9 protein-coding genes, 2 tRNA genes and 1 pseudogene are annotated in these 20,902 nt (G+C 66.1%); 9 read left to right on the forward strand and 3 right to left on the reverse strand.

The genetic code is table 11. The features are described from left to right. The first annotated feature begins 78 nt into the window (after window positions 1-78). Window positions 79-3,345, forward strand: a complete 3,267-nt coding sequence (locus E3T47_RS02550) for an ATP-dependent helicase (protein ID WP_241981864.1) — start codon at window positions 79-81, stop codon at window positions 3,343-3,345. Then, window positions 3,342-6,737, forward strand: a complete 3,396-nt coding sequence (locus tag E3T47_RS02555) for an ATP-dependent DNA helicase (RefSeq protein ID WP_134554066.1) — start codon at window positions 3,342-3,344, stop codon at window positions 6,735-6,737. The genes E3T47_RS02550 and E3T47_RS02555 overlap by 4 nt, the downstream gene beginning before the upstream one ends. A 293-nt stretch (window positions 6,738-7,030) precedes the next feature. Here the strand turns inward: E3T47_RS02555 and E3T47_RS16870 are convergent. Next, window positions 7,031-7,768 (reverse strand): annotated as a pseudogene (locus E3T47_RS16870) (phosphotransferase); the annotation flags it as partial. 84 nt (window positions 7,769-7,852) lie between these two features. Here E3T47_RS16870 and nudC point away from each other — a divergent pair. Continuing rightward, window positions 7,853-8,824, forward strand: coding sequence for an NAD(+) diphosphatase (gene nudC / locus E3T47_RS02565; protein WP_134554068.1), 972 nt, complete (start codon window positions 7,853-7,855; stop codon window positions 8,822-8,824). After that, on the forward strand, window positions 8,821-10,548 hold the full coding sequence (locus E3T47_RS02570) for an ATP-dependent helicase (protein ID WP_241981865.1): 1,728 nt from the start codon (window positions 8,821-8,823) through the stop codon (window positions 10,546-10,548). The genes nudC and E3T47_RS02570 overlap by 4 nt, the downstream gene beginning before the upstream one ends. Before the next feature lie 874 nt (window positions 10,549-11,422). Here the strand turns inward: E3T47_RS02570 and adhP are convergent. Together adhP and E3T47_RS02580 are read right to left on the reverse strand one after the other, a co-directional pair. Further along, window positions 11,423-12,433, reverse strand: coding sequence for an alcohol dehydrogenase AdhP (gene adhP / locus E3T47_RS02575; RefSeq protein WP_134554259.1), 1,011 nt, complete (start codon window positions 12,431-12,433; stop codon window positions 11,423-11,425). A gap of 151 nt (window positions 12,434-12,584) precedes the next feature. Further along, a complete protein-coding gene (locus E3T47_RS02580; RefSeq protein WP_134554261.1) occupies window positions 12,585-13,886 on the reverse strand; it encodes a zinc-dependent metalloprotease in 1,302 nt (433 codons plus the stop codon). 226 nt (window positions 13,887-14,112) lie between these two features. Between E3T47_RS02580 and E3T47_RS02585 the strand changes: the two genes are divergently transcribed. The 5 genes from E3T47_RS02585 (at window position 14,113) to E3T47_RS02605 (ending at window position 20,892) form a co-directional block, all read left to right on the forward strand. Further along, the gene (locus tag E3T47_RS02585; RefSeq protein WP_134554069.1) at window positions 14,113-15,219 is read left to right on the forward strand and encodes a YlbL family protein; all 1,107 of its coding nucleotides are present in this window, start codon (window positions 14,113-14,115) and stop codon (window positions 15,217-15,219) included. Window positions 15,220-15,338: 119 nt separating this feature from the next. Beyond that, entirely contained in the window at window positions 15,339-18,263 is a 2,925-nt protein-coding gene (locus E3T47_RS02590; protein ID WP_174844624.1) for a UPF0182 family membrane protein, read from the forward strand. 170 nt (window positions 18,264-18,433) lie between these two features. Next, window positions 18,434-18,507: transfer RNA gene (locus E3T47_RS02595), tRNA-Met, on the forward strand. Window positions 18,508-19,274: 767 nt separating this feature from the next. Further along, window positions 19,275-20,069, forward strand: coding sequence for a hypothetical protein (locus tag E3T47_RS02600; protein WP_134554070.1), 795 nt, complete (start codon window positions 19,275-19,277; stop codon window positions 20,067-20,069). Window positions 20,070-20,818: 749 nt separating this feature from the next. Next, window positions 20,819-20,892, forward strand: a tRNA-Met gene (locus E3T47_RS02605). Window positions 20,893-20,902: the final 10 nt, after the last annotated feature.

Consider the following 20,902-nt stretch of genomic DNA (forward strand, 5'->3'; position numbering starts at 1 on the left):
CCGTGCGATCAGAGTACGACAGAACGCGCCGCGGCCCTGACAGAGTTCACTGTCGGCGCAACCCGATACCGTTGAATTGTGATCAACCACCACCCCGATGCCGCCCAGCAGGCCGTTCTCGACCTCCCCGACGGGGTGAGTGTTGCGGTGATCGGCGCGCCCGGTTCCGGCAAGACGACGACGCTCGTCGAACTCGTGGCCGACCGGGTGCTGAACCGGGGGTATTCGCCGGGCGAGGTGCTCGTGCTGGTGCCGACCCGTGCCGGGGCGACCGCCCTGCGTGACCGCATCGCGCTGCGCCTCGGAGTGCCGACGAACGGGCCCCTCGCTCGCAGTGCCAACTCGGTGGCCTTTCAGATTGTGCGTTCCACGGTCACCCAGGCTGGTGGGCCGCCGCCGACCCTGCTGACCGGCGGCGAGCAGGACCAGATCATCTCCGAACTGCTGCAGGGTCACCTCGACGACGATGGCGGTCCGGTTTGGCCGGCCACCCTCGGCCCCGACGTGCGCCGCCTACGCGGTTTTCGTACCGAACTGCGCGATCTCATGATGCGCGCCGTCGAATACGGCGTGACCCCGAACCAGCTCGAACGTTTCGCACTGGGACGACCCGAGTGGGTTGCGGCAGCCGAATTCATACGCGGTTACGAAGAGGCCAAAGACCAGGCCCGCCCCGGCCAATACGACTCCACCGAACTGGCCCGTTATGCCGCCGCCATCGTTGCCGGTGCACCGGCCGGGGCGGCCGGAACCGCGCAGCTCGGCACTCTCGCCGGCCTGCGCCTGATCGTGCTCGACGACGCCCAGGAGGTCACCCAGGCGACGCTGACCCTGCTGGCCCAGTTCCAGGCGCGCGGAGTGGCGATCATCGCCGTCGGCGACCCGGACATCAGCACCGGTACGTTCCACGGTGCGCATCCGGATGCTCTCGGTCGCCTCGGCTCGTACCTGGCGGTGAATCTCGGAGCCGACCTGGCCGCGCCGATCGTGCTGCGGACGGTCTACCGGCATGGTGCGGGCATCCGCTCGACTATTGCGCAGATCACCAGCCGGATCGGCGCTGCGGCGGCGGGAACCCAGCGTGCGGCGGTCAGTATCGAATCAGCCGATGCCGTCCGCCATCCTGACCTGCCCGACAATACCGACCTGCCGGGGGAGAAAGGCCTGCCCGAGCCTTCGGTGCACACCGTCGTGGCGACCAGCCCGGCCGACCAGCTCGCGGTGATCGCGCGGTTGCTGCGCGAACGCCATGTGATGAACGCAACGCCATGGTCGCGAATGGCCGTGATCGTGCGCACCGGATCGCTCGTGCCGTCGATCTCCAAGGGGCTCGCCGCCCTCGAGGTACCGACCCAGGTGTCGACCGCGAGCACCGCGCTGCGCGATGAGTACGCGGTGAAGGCCTTCATCCTCGCCCTCGAGGTGACCCTTGGCCGCAAACCGCTCAACGCCGAGGTGGCGATCGAGTTGCTGCGCGGCCCGCTCGGCGGGCTCGACCCGATCACTGTGCGCCGGTTGCGCGCCGCGCTGCGCCAACAAGAGCTGAGCCAGCAAGAGCTGAGCCAGCAAGAGCTGAGCCAGCAAGAGCTGAGCCAGCAAGAGCTGGCCGCTGACGTCCCCACTCCGCGCAGCGCCGACGATTTGCTCGTCGCCGCCCTGCAGAACCCCGAACTGCTCGCCGGCATCGATAACCGCACCGCCCGGCGCGCGGCCGGCTGCGGCGAGAGCCTGCGCCAGGCCGCTGTCGAATACCAGGCCGGAGCCACCATCGAAGAGTTGCTCTGGGGCCTGTGGCAGCGCAGCGGCCTCGACCGGGAGTGGAAGGAACAGTCCACCGGCACCGGAATCGTCGCCGACGAAGCCAACCACAACCTCGACGCCGTCGTCGCGCTGTTCTCGGCCGCGCAACGTTACGTCGAACGCACCCCGTCGGCCCCGCCGGTGTTGTTCCTGGAACACCTCGTCGACACCGATGTGCCCGAAGACACCCTTGCGCCGCGGGCCCTCGGCGCGGCCGTGACCGTCTCCACCCCGAGCGGCACCATCGGGAGCGATTTCGACGTCGTGGTGCTCGCCGGTGTGCAGGCCAATGTCTGGCCCGACCTTCGCATCCGTGGCTCCCTGCTCGGCGCTGGCGACCTCGCCCTGGTCGCTTCCGGTCACGACGCTTCCGGCACCGACGCCCGCACCGCGGTGCTCCACGACGAACTGCGCATGTTCGCCCAGGCAGCCAGCCGCGCCACGACCGAACTGCTCGTCACCGCCGTCAGCAATGAAGAGAACGAACCGTCCGCGTTTTTGCGGTTGCTGCCGAAGCCCGAGCCCGAGCGCGATATCGATGACCTCGCGCGGTACCCCCTGTCGCTGCGCGGCCTGGCCGGGCGGCTGCGGCGCGACCTGACCCGCGCCATCCGCGCGTCGACCCGCACCGATTCCGAGTCCAGTTCGCGGGCAGCGGATGCCGCCGCCACGCTGGCCCGCCTGGCCCGCGACAACGTGCCCGGCGCCGCGCCCGACGACTGGTACGGTTTGGCCGATCCGAGTACCGTGCGCCCACTCAACGACCCGGAGGCCGGCGACCAGCCGGTGCGCGTCTCGCCGTCGCGCATGGCTGCGTTCGAGACCTGCCCGCTGCATTGGCTGATCGGCCAGGTTGGGGGCGGTAGCTCGAACACCGCCGCGAACCTCGGCACGATCATTCATAAGGTCATGGAAGACTGCGTCGACCGTCGGCCGGAAGCGCTCTGGCAGGCGGTGGAGGCCCGCTGGAACGAACTGGATTTCGACGCCGACTGGCAATCGCGCGTGCAGAAAGTCGCCGCGCGGGCGCTCACCGACCGCCTCGCCTCCTACCTTCTCGATTTCGAGCACGGCGGCGGCGAGCTGTTGAGCGCCGAGGGCAGGTTTGAGCTCGAGGTGAGTGGCGCCGTGCTCTCGGGCACGATCGACCGGGTGGAGCGCCAATCCGACGGGCGGGCGGTGATCGTCGACCTGAAAACCGGCAAGGGCGACGCGACGAGTGACAGCGGCGTCGCTGAGCATCCGCAACTCGGCGCCTACCAGCTGGCGTTCCAGGAGGGGGGGATCGACGGCGTCTCGGGGGACATGGCTCTCGCAGGTGCCCGCCTGGTCATCGTCTCCTCCGGTACGGTCAAGCAGAACTACCGCAATCCCACCCAGCCTGCGTTCACCCCCGAACAGCTCGACGCGTTTCGCACCAGGGTCGGCCGGGACGCCGCCGGCATGGGCGGCGCCACCTTTATCGCCGAGATCACCTCGCACTGCCTCGACCCGCGCAGCCACGGGTCCTGCCGAATCCACGTCATCAAGCAGGTCAGCTCATGAGTATCGTCACTACTGCCACTCGGGTTTCTGCCCTCGACATCGCCGCGCGGCTCGAATTGCCTCCGCCCACGGTCGAACAGCAGGCCGTGATCGAGGCTCCGCTCACGCCCACCCTCGTCGTCGCCGGTGCCGGCAGCGGCAAGACCGAGACCATGGCCAACCGGGTGCTCTGGCTGCTCGCCAACGGTCACGCCCGCCCCGACCAGATTCTCGGACTAACCTTTACCCGCAAGGCCGCCGGCGAACTGAGCGACCGCATCAACAAGCGCATCACCGACCTCGATGCGGCCGGCCTCATGCCGCCGACGGCCGACGACGCCACGACCGCAGCAGGTTCCGACCTCTTCAACACCCCGAGCGTCTCCACCTACAACTCCTTCGCGAGCAGGCTGTTCACCGAGAATGCCCTGCTGCTCGGCCGGGAACCGGAGTCGGTGCTGCTGAGCGAGACGAGCGCCTGGCTGCTCGCCCGGCGCGTCGTCATCGACCACGGCGACGGTCGGCTGGTGCCGTTCGGCAAAAGCCTCGACCTCGTCACCGACGCCGTGCTGCAGCTCAGCCGCACCCTCGCCGAGAACCCGCCGGCCTGGCTGGGCGGCACGCCGGGTTCCCCGCACGACCTCACCGGCCTAACCGGAAGCTTCGCCTACCTGGCCGATGTACCCTACGGCAACCCGCGCAAGAAGAAGCCGTACGACTCGGTATTGGATTCCCTCGCCGCAGTCGCACCGCTGCCGGTGCTCGCCGAGCTCGCCGCCCGGTACAGCAGCGAGAAACGCCGGCTCGGCCTCATCGAATTCTCCGACCAGGTGGCGCTGGCGCTGCAGGTCTGCCAGAAGGTCGACGCGGTGGTCGGCCGCTACCGCGACTCGTACCGCGTCGTGCTCCTCGACGAATACCAGGACACCTCGGTCTTGCAGACCGAGCTGCTGCACACTCTGTTTCGCGACCACCCGGTCATGGCCGTCGGCGATCCCCACCAGTCCATTTACGGATGGCGCGGTGCCAGTTCCGCAAACCTCCTCGGCTTCGCCAGCGACTTCAACACCAGCGACTTCAACACCAGCGATCTGAGCCCCCCAGCCCCAGCCCAGACCATGTCGTTGTCGTTTACCTGGCGCAACCCCGCCAGCGTCCTCGATGCTGCGAACGCCCTCGTCGCCCCGTTGAGCGAGGCGCTGCGCGCCAAACCGGGCGGCATACAGGTTGAAACCCTCAAGGTTCCAGCACAAACCCGAACCGGCGCGGTCGATGCGCTCATGGCGCAGACCATCGCCGAGGAGGCCGGCGCGGTCGCTGACTGGTTCGCCGCCCGGCTGGTTGGTGAGCGAACCGGCGCCTTGCTGTTTCGGGCACGCCGCGAGATGGACTACTTCGCCGAGGTGCTGCGGGCGCACGGCGTGCGCGCCCACGTGCTCGGCCTCGGCGGGTTGCTGTCGACGCCGGAGGTCTCCGACGTCGTGAGCGTGCTCCGCGTGGTGCACGATCCCGCCGCCGGTAGCGAACTCGTGCGCCTTCTCAGCGGAGCCCGTTACCGGGTCGGCCCGCGCGACCTCCAGGCGCTCGCGGGCGTCGCCAGTTGGCTGGCCGGGCACGACTGGGCACAGAAATCCATCTCGGCCGACCTGCGGGGCAAGCTGCGGGCATCCGTCGCCGGTGATGAGGGCAGTTCCCTCGTAGACGCGCTCGATTTTCTCGGAACGGCGCCTGATTCCCACGGCCAGTTCGCCGGATTCAGCGAGCTTGGTCGTGCCCGGCTGCAGTCGGCCGGCCGGCAGCTCGCGTGGCTGCGTTCCCGGGCCGGCCTGCCGCTGCTCGACTTCGTGCGCCTGATCGAGCAGGAATTTAGGCTCGACATCGAACTGACCGCGAACGAGGCCAATGATCTCGGCCTCGCCAACCTGTATTCCTTCCACGACACGATCGCCGCGTTTCTCGACAGCGACGAGCAGGGTAGCCTGGCTAGCTTCCTGCGCTGGCTCAAGCGGGCGGAGCTGCAGGACGACCTCGGCCCGCGCGCCGAACGGTCCGAACAGGGCACGGTGCAGCTGCTCACAATCCACGGAGCCAAGGGCCTCGAATGGGATTTCGTCGCCATTCCCAACCTCGAGGAGAAGAGCCTGCCCGCGGCTTCCCGCGATACCAGTGGCTGGCTGCGTTTCGGCGAATTGCCCTATGGCTTTCGCGGCGACCGCTCCGAGCTGCCCGAGCTCGAGATTCTCGGCCACGACACCCAACTCGACTACGACGCGGCCTTCCAGACCTTCAAGGCCCAATTGGCGACGCGGCACGACGACGAAGAACGTCGCCTCATCTACGTGGCCACCACCCGCGCCAAACACGAACTGCTGCTGACCGGCTCGTTCTGGGGCCCCGGCCTGACCGTGCGAAAGCCCAGCCGCTACCTCATCGAACTCGCCGAGGCCGGGCTGATAGCCGCGGTGCCCGACACGAGCACCGACGTCGACAAACCCGAGTCCGCCGATGACGGCACCGAATTGTGGCCGTTCGACCCCCTCGGCACTCGTCGCACGCTGGTGGAAGCCGCCGCGACTCGGGTGCGAAAAAGCGAAGCGGATGCCCCGACCCGCTGGTCCCACGCGGTCACGCTGCTGCTCGAGGAGCGGGCCCTGCGCGGGGCGGGCGGCGGTGCCGCCCCCGTTCCCACCCGCATCCCGGCCTCCCGGTTCAAGGACTACGTCGACGACCCGGCGGGTGTCGCCGCCGAACTTCGGCGCCCCATGCCGCAGCGCCCCTACCGGGCAACCCGGTTGGGCACCTTATTCCACTCCTGGGTGGAGCGCCGTGCCGGCGGAACCACCGGCACCGACAGCGTCGACGCCGGCCTCAATGAACTGGACTTCGGCGATGACGACGGGTACGGCGGCGGGACCGGCACACTGGGGGACCTCGCCGTGCCGGAGCAGGAACAGTTCGCGGTGCTCCAGGCCACCTTCGAACGCTCAGAGTGGGCCGACCGCCGGCCGGTCGACGTCGAGATTGAAATTCACCACGTGCTCGGCGGCCAGGTTTTCGTCTGCAAGCTCGACGCGGTCTATCGCACCGAAACCGGGTACCAGGTGGTCGACTGGAAGACCGGGCGGGCACCCAGGAATGCCGCCGACCTCGAACTCAAGCAAACCCAACTTGCGCTATACCGGCTGGCTTACGCCCGCTTCAAGGGGATCGATCCGGACATTGTCGATGCCGTGTTCTATTTCGTCGCCGACGACACCGTCATCGCCCCTGACCGGCTCTACTCGGAGGCTGACCTGCTCGCTGCCTGGTTTGGAGCGATGACGCCGGTACGTGAAGCATCGGACTCGGACTCGGACTCGGAGTCGACATCGGGTTCGGGCTCGGAATCGATAGTGAGCCCGGAGAAGTTGTAACTGTCGGTGTGCATCGCCGCGTGCTGGTCGTAATCGCGGGCGGCGCGCGGCATGTGGTCGAGCATGTTCTCCACGTCGCCGACTGTCATGATCGGTCCGGTTTCGGGGGAGAGCGGCTGTTGGGTATGGCTGTGCACAGTGTCGACGAGGCCATCGAGCATGGCAACCGCGTCATCGACGATGGACTGGTCGTGGCTGCTGACACCGTGCAGCAACCAGCGGGCCAGTTCCAGCTCGGCGTAGAGCATGGCGCGCTGAGTGATGTGGGTGTCGCTGCCCTGGCGGGCGGTCGCGTAGGAGTCGAGGGCTAGTTCGGCGGCGTCCCCGCGAGCGGCGAGCAGCCAGTGCAGGTCCCTGGCGGGGTCACCGACGGCGAGGCCCGACCAGCCGAGAATCCCCGACACGGCGTCGTCGGTGATCAGAATGGAATCGGCCGACATCGACCCGTGCACCACGGCCGGTACGAACTGCCAGAGGGCCTCGTCATCGGTCGCCTGCTCCCAACGCCGCAGCAGCGCGGCCGGCAGATAGCCGGTGTTGGCGGCACGGTCGATCAGGTCGATCACGTCTTTGCGGCACTGTTCGGCGCTCTGCTGAATCAGCCCGGCGGTGCCAATGAAGGCATTCGGCAGCGAGTGGATCGCGGCGATGGCCCGCCCGATCGACCCGGCGACGCCCTCGTGCCCGGTGAGGGCATCCGCATCGAAGCTGTCACCGGCGAGCAGCTCGTAGACGACCGCGCGCGTGCCCTGAATCGGTGTCTGGCCGACATATTCCGGAACGTCGAACGGCAGCCGGCTGCGATTGCCGATGGTGAGCGCGCGTAGGGCGACGAGGTCGGCGGACTGCTCGGTCTCGGCCGACTGGCTCGTAGGAACACGAATGATCAGTGCCCGCCCGGCTTTGTCGATGACGAGCGCCGAGTCGAACAATCCGTGCGCGCCGGCACTGTGCTTACGGGCGTAGGCCACGTCGAGCCCCGGAACAGCGGAGGTGGCTAACGCGGCTAGAGTGAGTTGAGTTCTGGCCATGCCTACTAGGTTAGATCGACTTCCGGTCTGGCGGTTATTCGCCACGCCTCCACAACACGTTCTCGCAGAGCTCGGAGATAAACCATGTCGTTCACATTCACGACGAGGTTGCCGCTGTCTCGCCACGCGGTCGACCGTGATCACCTGAGCCGCAGCGTTCCCGGCCTGTTCGATCAGCTCTGGGCGGATGCCGCCACCCGCGTACTGCCCGTCTGGCACGGCAGAATGCTGCTCGCGCCGCACGATCCCCGCGCCGGGGTGCGCCTGGCGCTGCTGCCGCCGACGAGCGTGCAGAACGTCGGCCCGCGCGTCTACCTCGGCCGTTCGCTTTCGGTCGACCTGCCAGAACCGGCCGGCACCCGCATCGTCACGGTGCAGCTCGATGACGATGCCGCCGCCCGTCTCGAACCTGATGAAGACCGCTGGGTAAGCCTGCGAACGGTCGCGACCGCGCTCGGCGACCGGGACGCGGGCCTGTTCACCGAGGCCCTCGGCGTACTCAACTGGCACGCCTCGCACGCGCACTGCCCGCGCTGCGGTGCCGCCACCGCGGTCGAAGAGGGCGGCTGGGTGCGCCGCTGCCCCGTCGACAACAGCCAGGTGTTTCCGCGCACCGATCCCGCCGTGATCGTGCTCATCACCGACGCCGAAGACCGTATCCTGCTCGGCTCGAACGCCATGTGGGAGAACAACCGCTACTCGCTGCTCGCCGGATTCGTGGAACCCGGTGAAGCGCTCGAATCGGCCGTGATCCGCGAAATGTTCGAAGAATCCGGTCTCCGGGTCACGGACCCGGCCTATGTCGGCTCGCAGCCGTGGCCGTTCCCGGCTTCGGTCATGTGTGGTTTCACGGCCCGGCTCGCCGACGACCAGCACGCCCGTGATCTCCAGCCCGACGGCGCAGAGATATTGGCATTGCGCTGGTTCAGCCGGCAGGAATTGCACGACGCCGGCGAGTGGATGCTGCTGCCCGGCCCGTCCTCGATCGCGCACGCCATGATCGAACGCTGGCTCGGCGCCCCGCTGCCGGCCGCACCCGAGTTGATCCGGCCGTGACGGTGCCCGTCGCTGTCACGACCGACTCGCTGCTGAACGGCCTCGACGAGCAGCAACGCCGTGCCGCTGAAGCGCTCATCGGACCGGTCTGCATGCTCGCCGGCGCCGGAACCGGCAAGACCCGCGCCATCACCCACCGCATCGCGCTCGGTGTGCTGACCGGCGCCTACGCCCCCAACCGGGTCATGGCGCTCACCTTCACGAGCCGCTCAGCCGCCGAACTGCGCGGTCGCTTGCGCCAGCTCGGTGCCGGGGGAGTGGCCGCCCGCACCTTCCACGCCGCCGCATTGTCGCAGCTGAACTACTTCTGGCCGCACGTCGTCGGCGGGCAGGCGCCCCGCATCCTCGACGGCAAGGGCCGCATCCTCGGGCACGCCGCCGAGGCGCTGCACCTCAAGATCGACACGGCAACCCTGCGCGACCTTGCCGCCGAGGTGGAATGGCGCAAGACCAGCGGCCTGAGCATTGAGCAGTACGCGGCCGGCATCTCCCGCCGCAGCCTGCCCGGCCGGCTCGACGTCGACCAGGTCGTAGCCCTGCAACAGACCTACGAAAAGCTCAAGGACGAACGAAAGCAGATCGACTTCGAAGACGTACTGCTCGCGATGGCCGGCATGATCGAAGCCGAACCATCGGTGGCCCTGCAGGTGCGCGAGCAGTACCGCTTCTTCGTCGTCGACGAATACCAGGACGTCTCCCCGCTTCAGCACGACCTGCTCGCGCTCTGGCTCGGCGACCGGCGCGACCTCTGCGTCGTCGGCGACGCCAGCCAGACCATCTATTCCTTCGCCGGCGCCCGCAGCGACTACCTGCTCGACTTTCCCAAGCAGTATGAAGACGCCACGATCGTGCGACTCGAGCAGAACTACCGGTCGACCGCGCCGATCGTCGCCACCGCCAACCAGCTCATGCGCGGTCGTTCCGGCGCTCTGACGCTGCACGCCGCGCAATCCGACACCGGCCCCGACCCGACGGTGCGCGGTTATGCCTCCGATATGGCCGAGGCTCGCGGCGTCGCCGAACAGATTCTGCAGCTCATCGATACCGGCACGAAACCCGAGGACGTGGCCGTACTGTTCCGGGTCAACGTGCAGGCGGCGCTGCTGGAAACAGCCTTGACGGAGGTGGGGGTGAGCTACCAGATTCGGGGGGCCAGACGGTTCTTCGACCTGCCCGAGGTGAAGCAGGCGGTGATGAGCCTGCGCGCGGCATCCGTTTCAATCATCGGGGAACCGCTGTTCAAATCGGTCAGCGACGTGCTGCGTTCCCTCGGCTGGAGCCAGACCGCGCCGGAGACGCGCGGCGCGGTGCAGGCGAGATGGGAATCGCTCAACGCCCTGATGGGCCTGGTCGACCAGGCGGCTCCTGGCACGACTTTTCGGCAGTTCACTGACGAACTGATGGAACGCCAGGCCGGTCAGCACGAACCCACGGTGTCGGCGGTGACGCTTGCTACCATGCACTCGGCCAAGGGCCTCGAATGGGACGTCGTGTTCGTGGTTGGCCTGAGCGAGGGCCTGGTGCCGATCAGTTACGCGAGCACCTTCGAGCAGATCGACGAGGAACGCAGGCTGCTCTACGTCGGCATCACCCGGGCCCGAAAACGACTCGCGCTGAGCTGGTCGTCGTCGGGTATGCAGGCTCGCGGAGCCCGGGAACGGTCGCGGTTTCTGCAAGAGCTTGGCAGCCGCACCGCTCGTGCAGCCGGTGCGCGGATCGCGTAACCGCGCCAGTCACGGCGTCCAGGCGCAGCGACCGAGCGAACACCGCGGACCTGCCGGTCTCCAGGCGATCCTGCACGAGCCCGGCGACCCGGACGGCAACCTCAAAGCTCAGCCGGGCGGTTTCACTCGGGGCCTGCCGCGACGCCAGCTGGCAGGCCATGGCCGGCCAGGCCGGATCGTCATCGACGTGGGCGAGTTCAAGACAGGTCAGGCAGGGGCCGAGGCCCGGTTCGACAAGCGGCCCCACCCGCACGGCGCTGTCGCTGAAGATCACCGGAAGGTGCGGAATGTCTCGGCGCAGCCAGTGCCCGTGACGTTCAGGGGAGAAGACGTACTGGCCGATCAGCACGGCGAGCTCAGGTTCCTGCTTCGGTGGCGGCTCCCCGATGCCGAGGTTGGCGAGCAGGGTGCGCACCCGAAGTGCCGTCGGTCCGACGCCGTCCACGAGTACCGTGCGAGGCAATGGGGTGACCGGTGGCTCCGCATCGTCGGCAACGTACAGCAGCGCCGGTTCGAGCAAATCGAGCAGGTGCGTCACTTCGGCAGCGGATGCCCCGGCGAGCGTTCCCAGCAGCATCGCGCCCGATCGATGAACCCCCACCGCGAGGGCTGACAGCACGGCCTCGTGGGCGACCGTCAACCCGCCGATGGTCACGATGGCCTGGTCGATGCCAAGCTGTACGGAATTCGGGGTTCGCCACACCAGCGGGTATCGAGGATTCAGTCGAAGGGCCATGCCGACATGATGACGCATCCGTCGCGAGCGCAGTCGGTTTTCCACAGGCCAGTTTGTGCGAAATAAGAGGGTGCGGGCGCGCTCACACCGAGTAGTAGGATTCGGCGTTCACGCGACCCGCACCTGGTCGAGTGACCGCTAGTAGCGGATGACCACGCGACCGTCGATCTTGCCGTGCTTCATCTCGTCGAGTATCTCGTTGACCTCGTCGATGCGGCGTTCGGAGACCGTGGGGTGGATCTGGCCGCGAGCGTAGAACTGCAGGGCTTCTTCCATGTCCTGGCGGGTTCCCACGATGGAGCCGCGAATGGTGAGGCCTTTGAGTACGATATCGAAGATCGGCGCGGGAAAGTCTCCCGGCGGCAGCCCGTTGAAGACGATGGTCCCGCCGCGGCGGGTCATACCGATGGCCTGACCGAAGGCTGCCGGGTGTACCGCGGTCACGAGCACGCCGTGCGCACCGCCCGTGGCTTTCTGAATGGCGGCGACAGGGTCTTCGTCGCGGGCGTTGACGACAAGCTCAGCGCCATGCTTGCGAGCGAGGGCGAGTTTGTCGTCGGCGATGTCGACGGCCGCAACGCGCAGCCCCATCGCCTTGGCATACTGCACGGCGATATGACCGAGGCCGCCAATGCCGGAGATGACGACCCACTGTCCGGGGCGCGCCTCGGTCATCTTGAGGCCCTTGTACACGGTGACGCCGGCGCATAGCACCGGGGCGATCTCGATTGGGTCGGCGCCGTGTGGAATGCGCACGGCGAAGCGGGCGTCGACGAGCATGTACTGCCCGAACGAACCGTCGACGCTGTAACCGCCGTTCTGCTGCGCTTCGCACAGGGTCTCCCAGCCGGTGCGGCAGTACTGGCAACTGCCGCAGGCGCTCCAGAGCCAGGCGTTGCCGACCAGATCGCCGATGGAGAGGTCGTCGACGCCCGCACCGAGGGCGACGATCTCGCCGACGCCCTCGTGGCCGGGAATGAACGGCGGACTCGGCTTGACCGGCCAGTCACCCAGGGAGGCGTGCAGGTCGGTGTGGCATACGCCGCTGCTGATCAGTTTCACCAACGCCTGGCCGGGTCCCGGCGTTGGCACGGCAACCTCATCAATGGCCAGATCTCGGCCAAACTCGTGCACGACGGCCGCGCGCATGGTTGTCGGCACCCGGGTGGATGCGCTCGTAGTGCTCTCGGTTGTTGTCATTGCCAAACTCCTTCGTTTGGGACATTTCGTCCGTTGAACGACGGTAGATCAGCAAAGGTTGCGGCACGTTGCGACCCCGGTTGCGGGGTAGAAAGGTGCCTTACTCCTCGTGTGGGCGTTCGGCTCCGTCGTCACGCAGCAGATCTTCGAGTGCCTGGTCGACGTCGTCGAGCAGCTCTGGTTCCCCGCGAGCCACGCTGGTCAGCCGGGCAATCAACCGCTGGGGATCGTCGATGTCCACCGATGTCGGCAGCAGGTCGGGGTGCGACCAGAGCGCGTCTCGTGCTTCGTTACCCACGGCATCCGTCACGGCCTGCCACATTGCGGCGGCCTCGCGCAGACGCCGTGGGCGCAATTCGAGGCCGACGAGCGTCGCGAAAGCGGATTCGGCCGGGCCGCCGGAGGCCCGACGACGTTTGACCGTCTCGGAGATGGCATCCGCTTTGGGCAGTCGGATCGTCGCGCGAGCGGTGACCACGTCGACCCAACCCTCGACCAAGGCGAGCATCGTTTCCAGCCTGGACAGGGCCGAGACCTGGGATTCGGACTTCTGTTGAATGAGCGAACCGTCGACCATGGCCTGGCGCAGGTCTTCCGGGTTGGACGGGTCGAAACTGCCGGCCAGTTCTTCAAGTCGGCTGGAGTCGATGCTGATGCCACGCGCGTAGGCGGTGACCGCACTGGTCAGGTGCAGGCGCAACCAGCGGGCGTGCCGGAACAGTCGGGCGTGGGCGATCTCGCGTACGGCGAGGTAGATCTGCACCTGGTCGGCGGGCACGTCGAGGCCCGCGCCGAAATCGGCGACGTTCTGGGGAAGGAGAGCGGCCTGCTGCTCGCCGAGCAGCGGAATGCCGACGTCGCCGCCGCTGACGACCTCGCTGGCGAGCTGGCCGACGACCTGGCCGAGCTGCATCGCGAACAGGGTGCCGCCGATGCTGCGCACGAGCTGGCTTGCGTTGGCCACCATGCCCTGCATCTCTTCGGGAACCTGCTCAGCGAAGACGCGGGTGAGCGAGTCGGAGATGCTCGTGGCAACTGGTTCGGCAAGCTGGGTCCAGAGCGGCATTGTGGCGGTGACCCACTCGCGGCGCGTCATGAGCCGCGGTTCAACGGTAAGTTCGGCCACGGTGATGACGTCATCGAGCCAGAGGGCTGCAATGTTGAAAGCCTGGCGCAGCTGGGTCTGCTGCTCATCGGTCGCAGTGAGCTGGCCGGTCGCCGCTCTCTGCTGACCCTGGGTGAGTGCAATCTGCCAGTCCACGCCGGTGCCCTGCGTGTTGAGGGCGCTCTGCAGCTGTTGCATGAGCGCGGCTACGCTCGCCGGGTCATTGGGTAGGCCCGCAGCACCAGCGAGCTGGCTCGGGTCGATGCCGCTCTTGCCGCTCAGGATGTCGCGCAGCATGTCGCGGAATTCGTCACTGGGGTTGTTATCGCCGGGCTCGCCCGGGTCTTGATCTTTCGGGGGTAGGGAGTCGTCGGCCACTTCAGGCCCCTCTCAGTTGCATGCTCCTACGCTAGTGCGAGTAGCCCGCTCTGGACTGGGAAACGTCCTAGGCTGAAGGGCTTGCTGTGCGCCCGTCGCGAACACGGCCCGCTCAGCCGGCACAAACCAACATGGAAGGAGCACGGTGGCTCTCTTCACCGATGACTCACCGGAACGCCGCGGTGCACGCCGTCGTCGCCCCTCGATCGGCTGGACAGCGCTGCTGATCGCCTTGGTCGCCGGCGTGATCCTCGGCATCATGCCGGCCCCATACGTCATCGAGAAGCCCGGCCCGGTCTACAACACCCTCGGCTCCACCATCGACGCCGACGACGTTGAAACTGCACTCATCACCATCCCCGATGAGACGGTCTACCCGACCGGGGGGGCGCTGGACCTGCTCACTGTGTCGCTGCTTGGCAACCGGGAGAACCGCCCGAGCTGGCTCGCCGTCGCCGGAGCGTGGCTGGACCCGAGCGAGGCCGTGCTGCCGATCGACCAGGTCTTCCCCGCGAATGTCAGCACCGAGCAACGAGAGGCGCGCAGCAGCGCCGACATGATCAATTCCCAACAGGATGCCATCGCGGCTGCACTCACGCATCTCGGCTACGACTATCCCACGACGGTCTCGGTGGTCAGCCTGCCAGATGGGTCGCCGGCCGAGGGCGCAATAGAGCCCGAGGACCAGATCTCCGCGGTGAACGGTACGCCGGTGGCCAACGTCGCCGAACTGCGTGCAGCACTGCAGGCCAACGGCGCCGAGACGGCGGCGAGCCTCGATATTGTGCGCGGCGGCGTCGCCCAGACCGTCGAGGTCACCCCGATCGATAACGACGGCACGGTCGTGGCCGGCGTCAACGTGTCGGTCACATATGACTTTCCCATCGAGGTGCAGATCCAGCTCGACAAGGTCGGCGGTCCGAGTGCCGGCCTGATGTTCGCGCTCGGCATCATCGACAAGCTCACACCGGGAGAGCTTCAGGGCGGCGAAAATGTGGCCGGCACCGGGACGATCGACCAGTCCGGTGCGGTCGGACCGATCGGCGGCATCCAGCAGAAGCTGTACGGCGCCCTCGAGAACGGCGCGAGCTGGTTTCTGGCTCCCACTGAGAACTGCGACGAGGTGACCGGCAACATCCCCGACGGCCTGACCGTGTTCTCCGTCGCCACCCTCGATGAGGCCCTCACCGCCCTCGACGCCATCAAGACCGGCGCCGACACGAGCGACCTGCCGAGTTGCCCGGCCGGGTAGCCGGCGCAAGGTTTGCAGTGATGACTCTCTCAGGGGCGCCTAAGTAAGATAGAGGTCGACCCTGATCACAGAGTTAGTGATCACCCTGTACCCAATGACTGAGCGCAAGAGGCCAATACGTGAGTTCATCAGCAGCCGACAACGCCCCACGGCGCAGCCGAGCCCCGCTAGCAATCACCGCAGCGATTATCGCGGGGTTGGTGATCCTGTTTTTTATCTTCGCGGGACTGTACACCGATGTGCTGTGGTTCGACCAACTCGGGTTCCTCAACGTGTTGACCACCCAGTGGATCGCCGGTACCGTGCTCTTTCTTATCGGGTTCGTCGCCATGGCCGTGCCGGTCTGGGTAAGTATTCAGCTCGCCTACCGCCTGCGCCCGGTCTACGCGAAGCTCAACTCGCAGCTTGATCGCTACCAGCAGGTCATCGAGCCACTGCGCCGCCTTGCGATGTACGGCATCCCCGCCCTGCTGGGACTGTTCGCCGGTGTCGCTGCCGCCACCCGTTGGCAGACCGTGCTCATGTGGCTCAACCGCACCGAGACCGGACGCGTTGACCCGCAGTTCAACTTCGACATCTCCTTCTACCTGATGGACCTGCCGTTTTACCAGGCCGTGCTCGCCTTCGCATCCGCTGTCGTACTCATCGCAGCGCTCGTCGCGGTTGCGACCAGCTACCTTTACGGTTCCATCCGGGTGTCCGGCCGTGAGGTGCTCATCTCCAAGGCTGCCCGCGTGCAAATCGCCGTCACCGCGGCCCTGTACCTGCTGCTGCAGGCCGTGAGCATCTGGTTCGACCAGTACTCCACCCTGACCAACCAGGGATCGCTCATCACCGGCGCCGGCTACACCGACGTGAACGCCACCATCCCAGGCCGCGCTATTCTTGCCGGCATCGCCGCCGTCGTCGCCCTGCTCTTTGTTCTCACGGCCATCATCGGCCGCTGGCGCCTGCCGGTCATCGGCACCGCGCTGCTGATCGTGTCGAGCCTGCTGCTCGGTTCGCTCTACCCGTGGGTCGTCGAGCGCTTCCAGGTGGAGCCGAACGCGAAAGCACTCGAAGCCGACTACATCGAGCGGAATATCGACCTCACCCGGGATGCCTACGACGTGGCCGACATCGAGGAGATTCCGTACAACGCGAAGACCACCGCCGAGCCGGGTGCCCTGCGCGCCGACGCCGCAACGACAGCGAACATTCGTATTCTCGACCCGTCCTTGGTCAGCGACTCGTTCCGCCAGCTCGAGCAGTTCCGTCAGTACTACCAGTTCCCCGACAACCTGAACGTCGACCGGTACATGATCGATGGAGTGTCCCAGGACACCGTCGTCGCCGTACGTGACCTCAATATCGATGGTCTGAACACCGGTAACACCTGGGTCAACTCGAAGACCGTGTACACCCACGGCTACGGAGTGGTCGCCGCCTACGGCAACCAGCGCTCCGTCGACGGCCAGCCGGTGTTCCTCGAATCGGGCATCCCCACGAGCGGTGCTCTCGGCGACTTCGAACCGCGCATCTACTTCGGCGAGACCTCGCCGGAATACTCCATCGTCGGTGACGAAGACGGCGCCAACCCGATCGAACTCGACTATCCGTCAGGCGCGGAGGGTGCCGGCCAGACCTACACGACGTTCTCCGGCGACGGCGGACCCAAACTCGACAGTGCATTCAAGAAACTCATCTATGCGCTGAAGTTCCAGTCCGAGCAGATCTTCCTCGCCTCCTCGGTCAACGACCAGTCGGAGATTCTCTACGATCGTGACCCGGTCACCCGCGTGCAGAAAGTGGCGCCATACCTGACGCTCGATTCCGATGCCTACCCCTCCGTTGTAGACAATCGGGTCGTGTGGATCATTGACGGGTACACGACCTCGGCGAACTACCCGTACTCGACGCCGGTGAGCCTGAGTGAGGCCATCGCCGACACGCAGACACCGCCGCAGCCCTACGCGCTCGACAGCATCAACTACATGCGCAACTCGGTCAAAGCCACCGTCGATGCCTACAGCGGCGAGGTCACCCTCTACGCCTGGGACGACAAGGAACCGCTCCTGCAGACTTGGCAGAAGATCTTCCCCTCGACGCTCAAGCCCATGAGCGACATGAGCGGCGACCTGATGAGCCACGTGCGCTACCCGGCCGACATGTTCAAGGTGCAGCGCGCCATTCTCGGTCAGTACCACGTGACCGACCCCGGTTCGTTCTACTCCAAGGACGACGCCTGGATCTCACCCAACGACCCTGACTCCCCGCCGACCAACCCCACCCTGCAGCCTCCGTACTACCTCACCATGCAGGTGCCTGGATCGGACAAGCCGTCGTTCTCGCTGTACTCGACCTTCCAGCCGGAAGCGACCGGTGAATCCAGTCGTAACGTCCTCTACGGCTACCTCGCCGTGGATGCCGACGCTGGAGCGGAAGACGGGGTGCGCGCCGATGGTTATGGTCAGTTGAGACTGCTCAACCTGCCGAAGGACGGAACCGTTCCCGGCCCCGGCCAGGTGCAGAACGTCTTCAACGCCGACCCGACCGTCTCCACGGAGCTCAACCTGCTGCGGCAGGGTTCCTCGACCGTGCTCAACGGCAACTTGCTGACCCTGCCGGTCGGTGGCGGACTGCTCTACGTGCAGCCGGTCTACGTGAAGTCCACTGGTGAGACCAGCTATCCGCTGCTTCAGAAGGTGCTCGTGGCTTTCGGTGACCAGATCGCATTCGAGGATACCCTCGACGGGGCCCTCGACGTGTTGTTCGGCGGCGATTCGGGTGCCACGGCCGGTGATACCGGCGTGCCCGACGACGCTACGACGAACAACGGCGGCGCTGCGCCGACCGATCCGGCGACGGGTGGCGCGGAGGTGCCGACCGGCTCGACCGGCGACGCCGCAACGGATGCCCAGCTCAAGGCGCTGCTCGCCGTGGCCAAGACCGCGCTCGCTGAGAAGGCAGCCGCATTGTCCGCCGGTAACTTCGCCGACTATGGCACGGCAGACGCCAAGCTGGAAGAGACGATCGCGAGCATGCTCGCCCTGCTCGGCGAATAGTCTCACCGCCCGATCGATTGCAGGCCCTCACCCGTCTTGGGTGGGGGCTTGCGGTCGTTGGGCCTGATGGTGTTGGATGCCAAAAGGAGCGCAATTCTCTCGGAGGATTTGCGATACCGACCCGAAGTGGTCGGCCGTGCTTTCAGGGTGTGCTAAATTTGTACTTGTAGCGCGGGGTGGAGCAGTTCGGTAGCTCGCTGGGCTCATAACCCAGAGGTCGTAGGTTCAAATCCTGCCCCCGCAACAAATGCCCCCGGAACCCTTGGTTCCGGGGGCTTTTTCGTGCCCGAATTCAGTCAGGCAACGAGAAGCCGATCAGGCATTCGCCTCGCTCACCTCGTGCAAGCCGTCGTGGCACATGTGCACCGCCACGGTGCGCGGCGTCGCGTCGACGCCGAGACGGAGAACAAAGTGAGGGCTCACCCGGGGGAACCGAGTCTGCCGGACGAATCGCTCTTCACGAAATTTGCAATGCAGGAGATCATTGAGCGTGCGCCCGGGAATAACCTGACGGTTGAGGACACTTAAACCGCCGTTCGCATCGCGAGGCTGCATCTTGCGGTGTCGCTCGTATCTTGCCGTTTCGTGGTCGACGAGCAGGATAACCGACGTTCACTTGACCAAATCGCTGTCGTTGCGCACGACAAATGAGTTCGTCAATTTAATGAGTCCGAACAATCGGTCACGGTCATGGGCCGACAAGACAGTGAAAACGCGCTGTACTTCGCCACCGTCCTTCGGCGGTGCTAAGGGAAGTTGCGACGAATTGAGCCAGTAGGACCGCACGGTGGGACGCTCTGGCAGCGATCGAAAAAACCCTGGCTTCTAGCTGATTCGGTCGGCGGCGACAGGGTTTCTACTCGGAGATCGAATTGCCCGCAGCGATGCCGGTCGGGAGAATTGGGAAATAGAGGCGCTCGCCGATCTATTTCAGGCAGGGGTTTTATCGTTTGAGCGTTGCACCGGCGGCGAGGTCTATCCTTGGCGGGATGACGGGTGCACAATAACTTCGTGGAAGCCAAGTCCCCGGCCGAAGACGAACTGGACGCGTTGCGTCGGCGGGCCTACAGCCGCGACGCCGACATCGGTGCGGATCCGCGCGCGCGGGCCCGGCTCGCGGACTTGGAGCGCCAACATGCGATCCGCGAATACGACGCATCCGCGGTTCCTCGCACCGCACCCCCGATCGGACCCGCGACCGAGGTCGTCAACCCGCCGATCGTCGACACGGCCCAGGGCGCGTCCGCGGCCTCCGACGCCGGAGGGTGGGCGGAAAAGCGGATAGCGCAGACACCTGCAGAGCCCGCACCGAGCGTGAGTGCTCTTGGGCGAATGAGACGGGCGCTGCCGTGGGCGCTCGCGGCGGCTGCCGGGGTGGTAGCGACCGCCTTCGGCGCAATGTACGTCAATGCGGTGACCGAACCGCTAGTGGAGGCCCGGCTCGTCGCGCTCGATGAACCCCTCCCCGGCAACGTCCCACCCGCTTTGGGGGAGGAAGATCTCGTATTCTTGGGCACCCCGGACCCGGTCTTCGTCTCGCACGGCCGCTACGGTCCCCTGGACGTGTGGAGCACGACCGCGCCTCACAACTGGCAGTGCCTGGCGGTCATGTTCAATTCGAGCGTGTGGGGCTTCAACTGCACAGTGTCTGACTTGGACACTGTTGCAGACGTGACGGTCGACGAAAGCTTGTTGCCCTCGAATGGCCCGGGTGGCCCCATTCCGGATTGGTCGAGCGTCCGATTCGTCCTGCACGATGACGTCGTCGACGTGTATACCGGGCGCAACGCGAACCCGGACGCCTGACCCGGCCAGATAACTGGGGCCGTGGGCGCGACACAGGCGTCGCCCCTCCCGGGCGAATCAAGCCGAGCTGAGGCGACGCGCACCGTTGCAACGGGCGGGCAAGCTTCTGATCAAACCATCAGAGTGGACCGGGTCGGCGTTGGCATCCCCTTGAACCGACAGATCCGGGGAGGCATCCCGCCGAAGCGAGAGTTAAGCGATTCACGAGTCACGATCAAGAAGGAGCACCGGCCGTCTCTGCCAGCCAACCCCCGGTCAGCCAATCAAAGAAATACAGCCATTCAGATCTTGCACCGCACTCCTCACTCGATCTCTATGCCAGTGAACAGCGGGCCGACACCCTTCGGGTGAGATCGAGCTCTGTTCCACATAGGCTATGTTCCACGTCCTGTAGAACGCCCAATTTCCTGGACTGGACCCATTGTTCGAGTCGCTTTCTGGACCTGAGCCATGATGCGCCGGGGGTTTTCCTTGTCCGCTGGCAGCTCGACATCGAGTCTTCGTTGGACCACTTGGGCCTGTGACTGTCGCCGGGGCAGCGAATCGAACTAATTGGTCGGATCGTGCCTCAACCTGATTCCTGATCACTCGGCAAAACTCGGCGCGATAGCGTCCCCAACGAGGTCGAGCTGGCTCGAGGGATCACAAAGAGTGAGGTAAACTAAAGGCCCCAACACAGGTAGCTGGGTCGAAAGACTACGATCTGACTAGGGTTTTTTGAAGAATGACCGTTACTAAGTGGTCAGCGTCGCGGGGTGGAGCAGTTCGGTAGCTCGCTGGGCTCATAACCCAGAGGTCGTAGGTTCAAATCCTGCTCCCGCAACAAAAGCCCC

Origin of the sequence: Cryobacterium ruanii, from assembly GCF_004404055.1 — a bacterium.
GTDB classification, from domain to species: Bacteria; Actinomycetota; Actinomycetes; order Actinomycetales; family Microbacteriaceae; genus Cryobacterium; species Cryobacterium ruanii.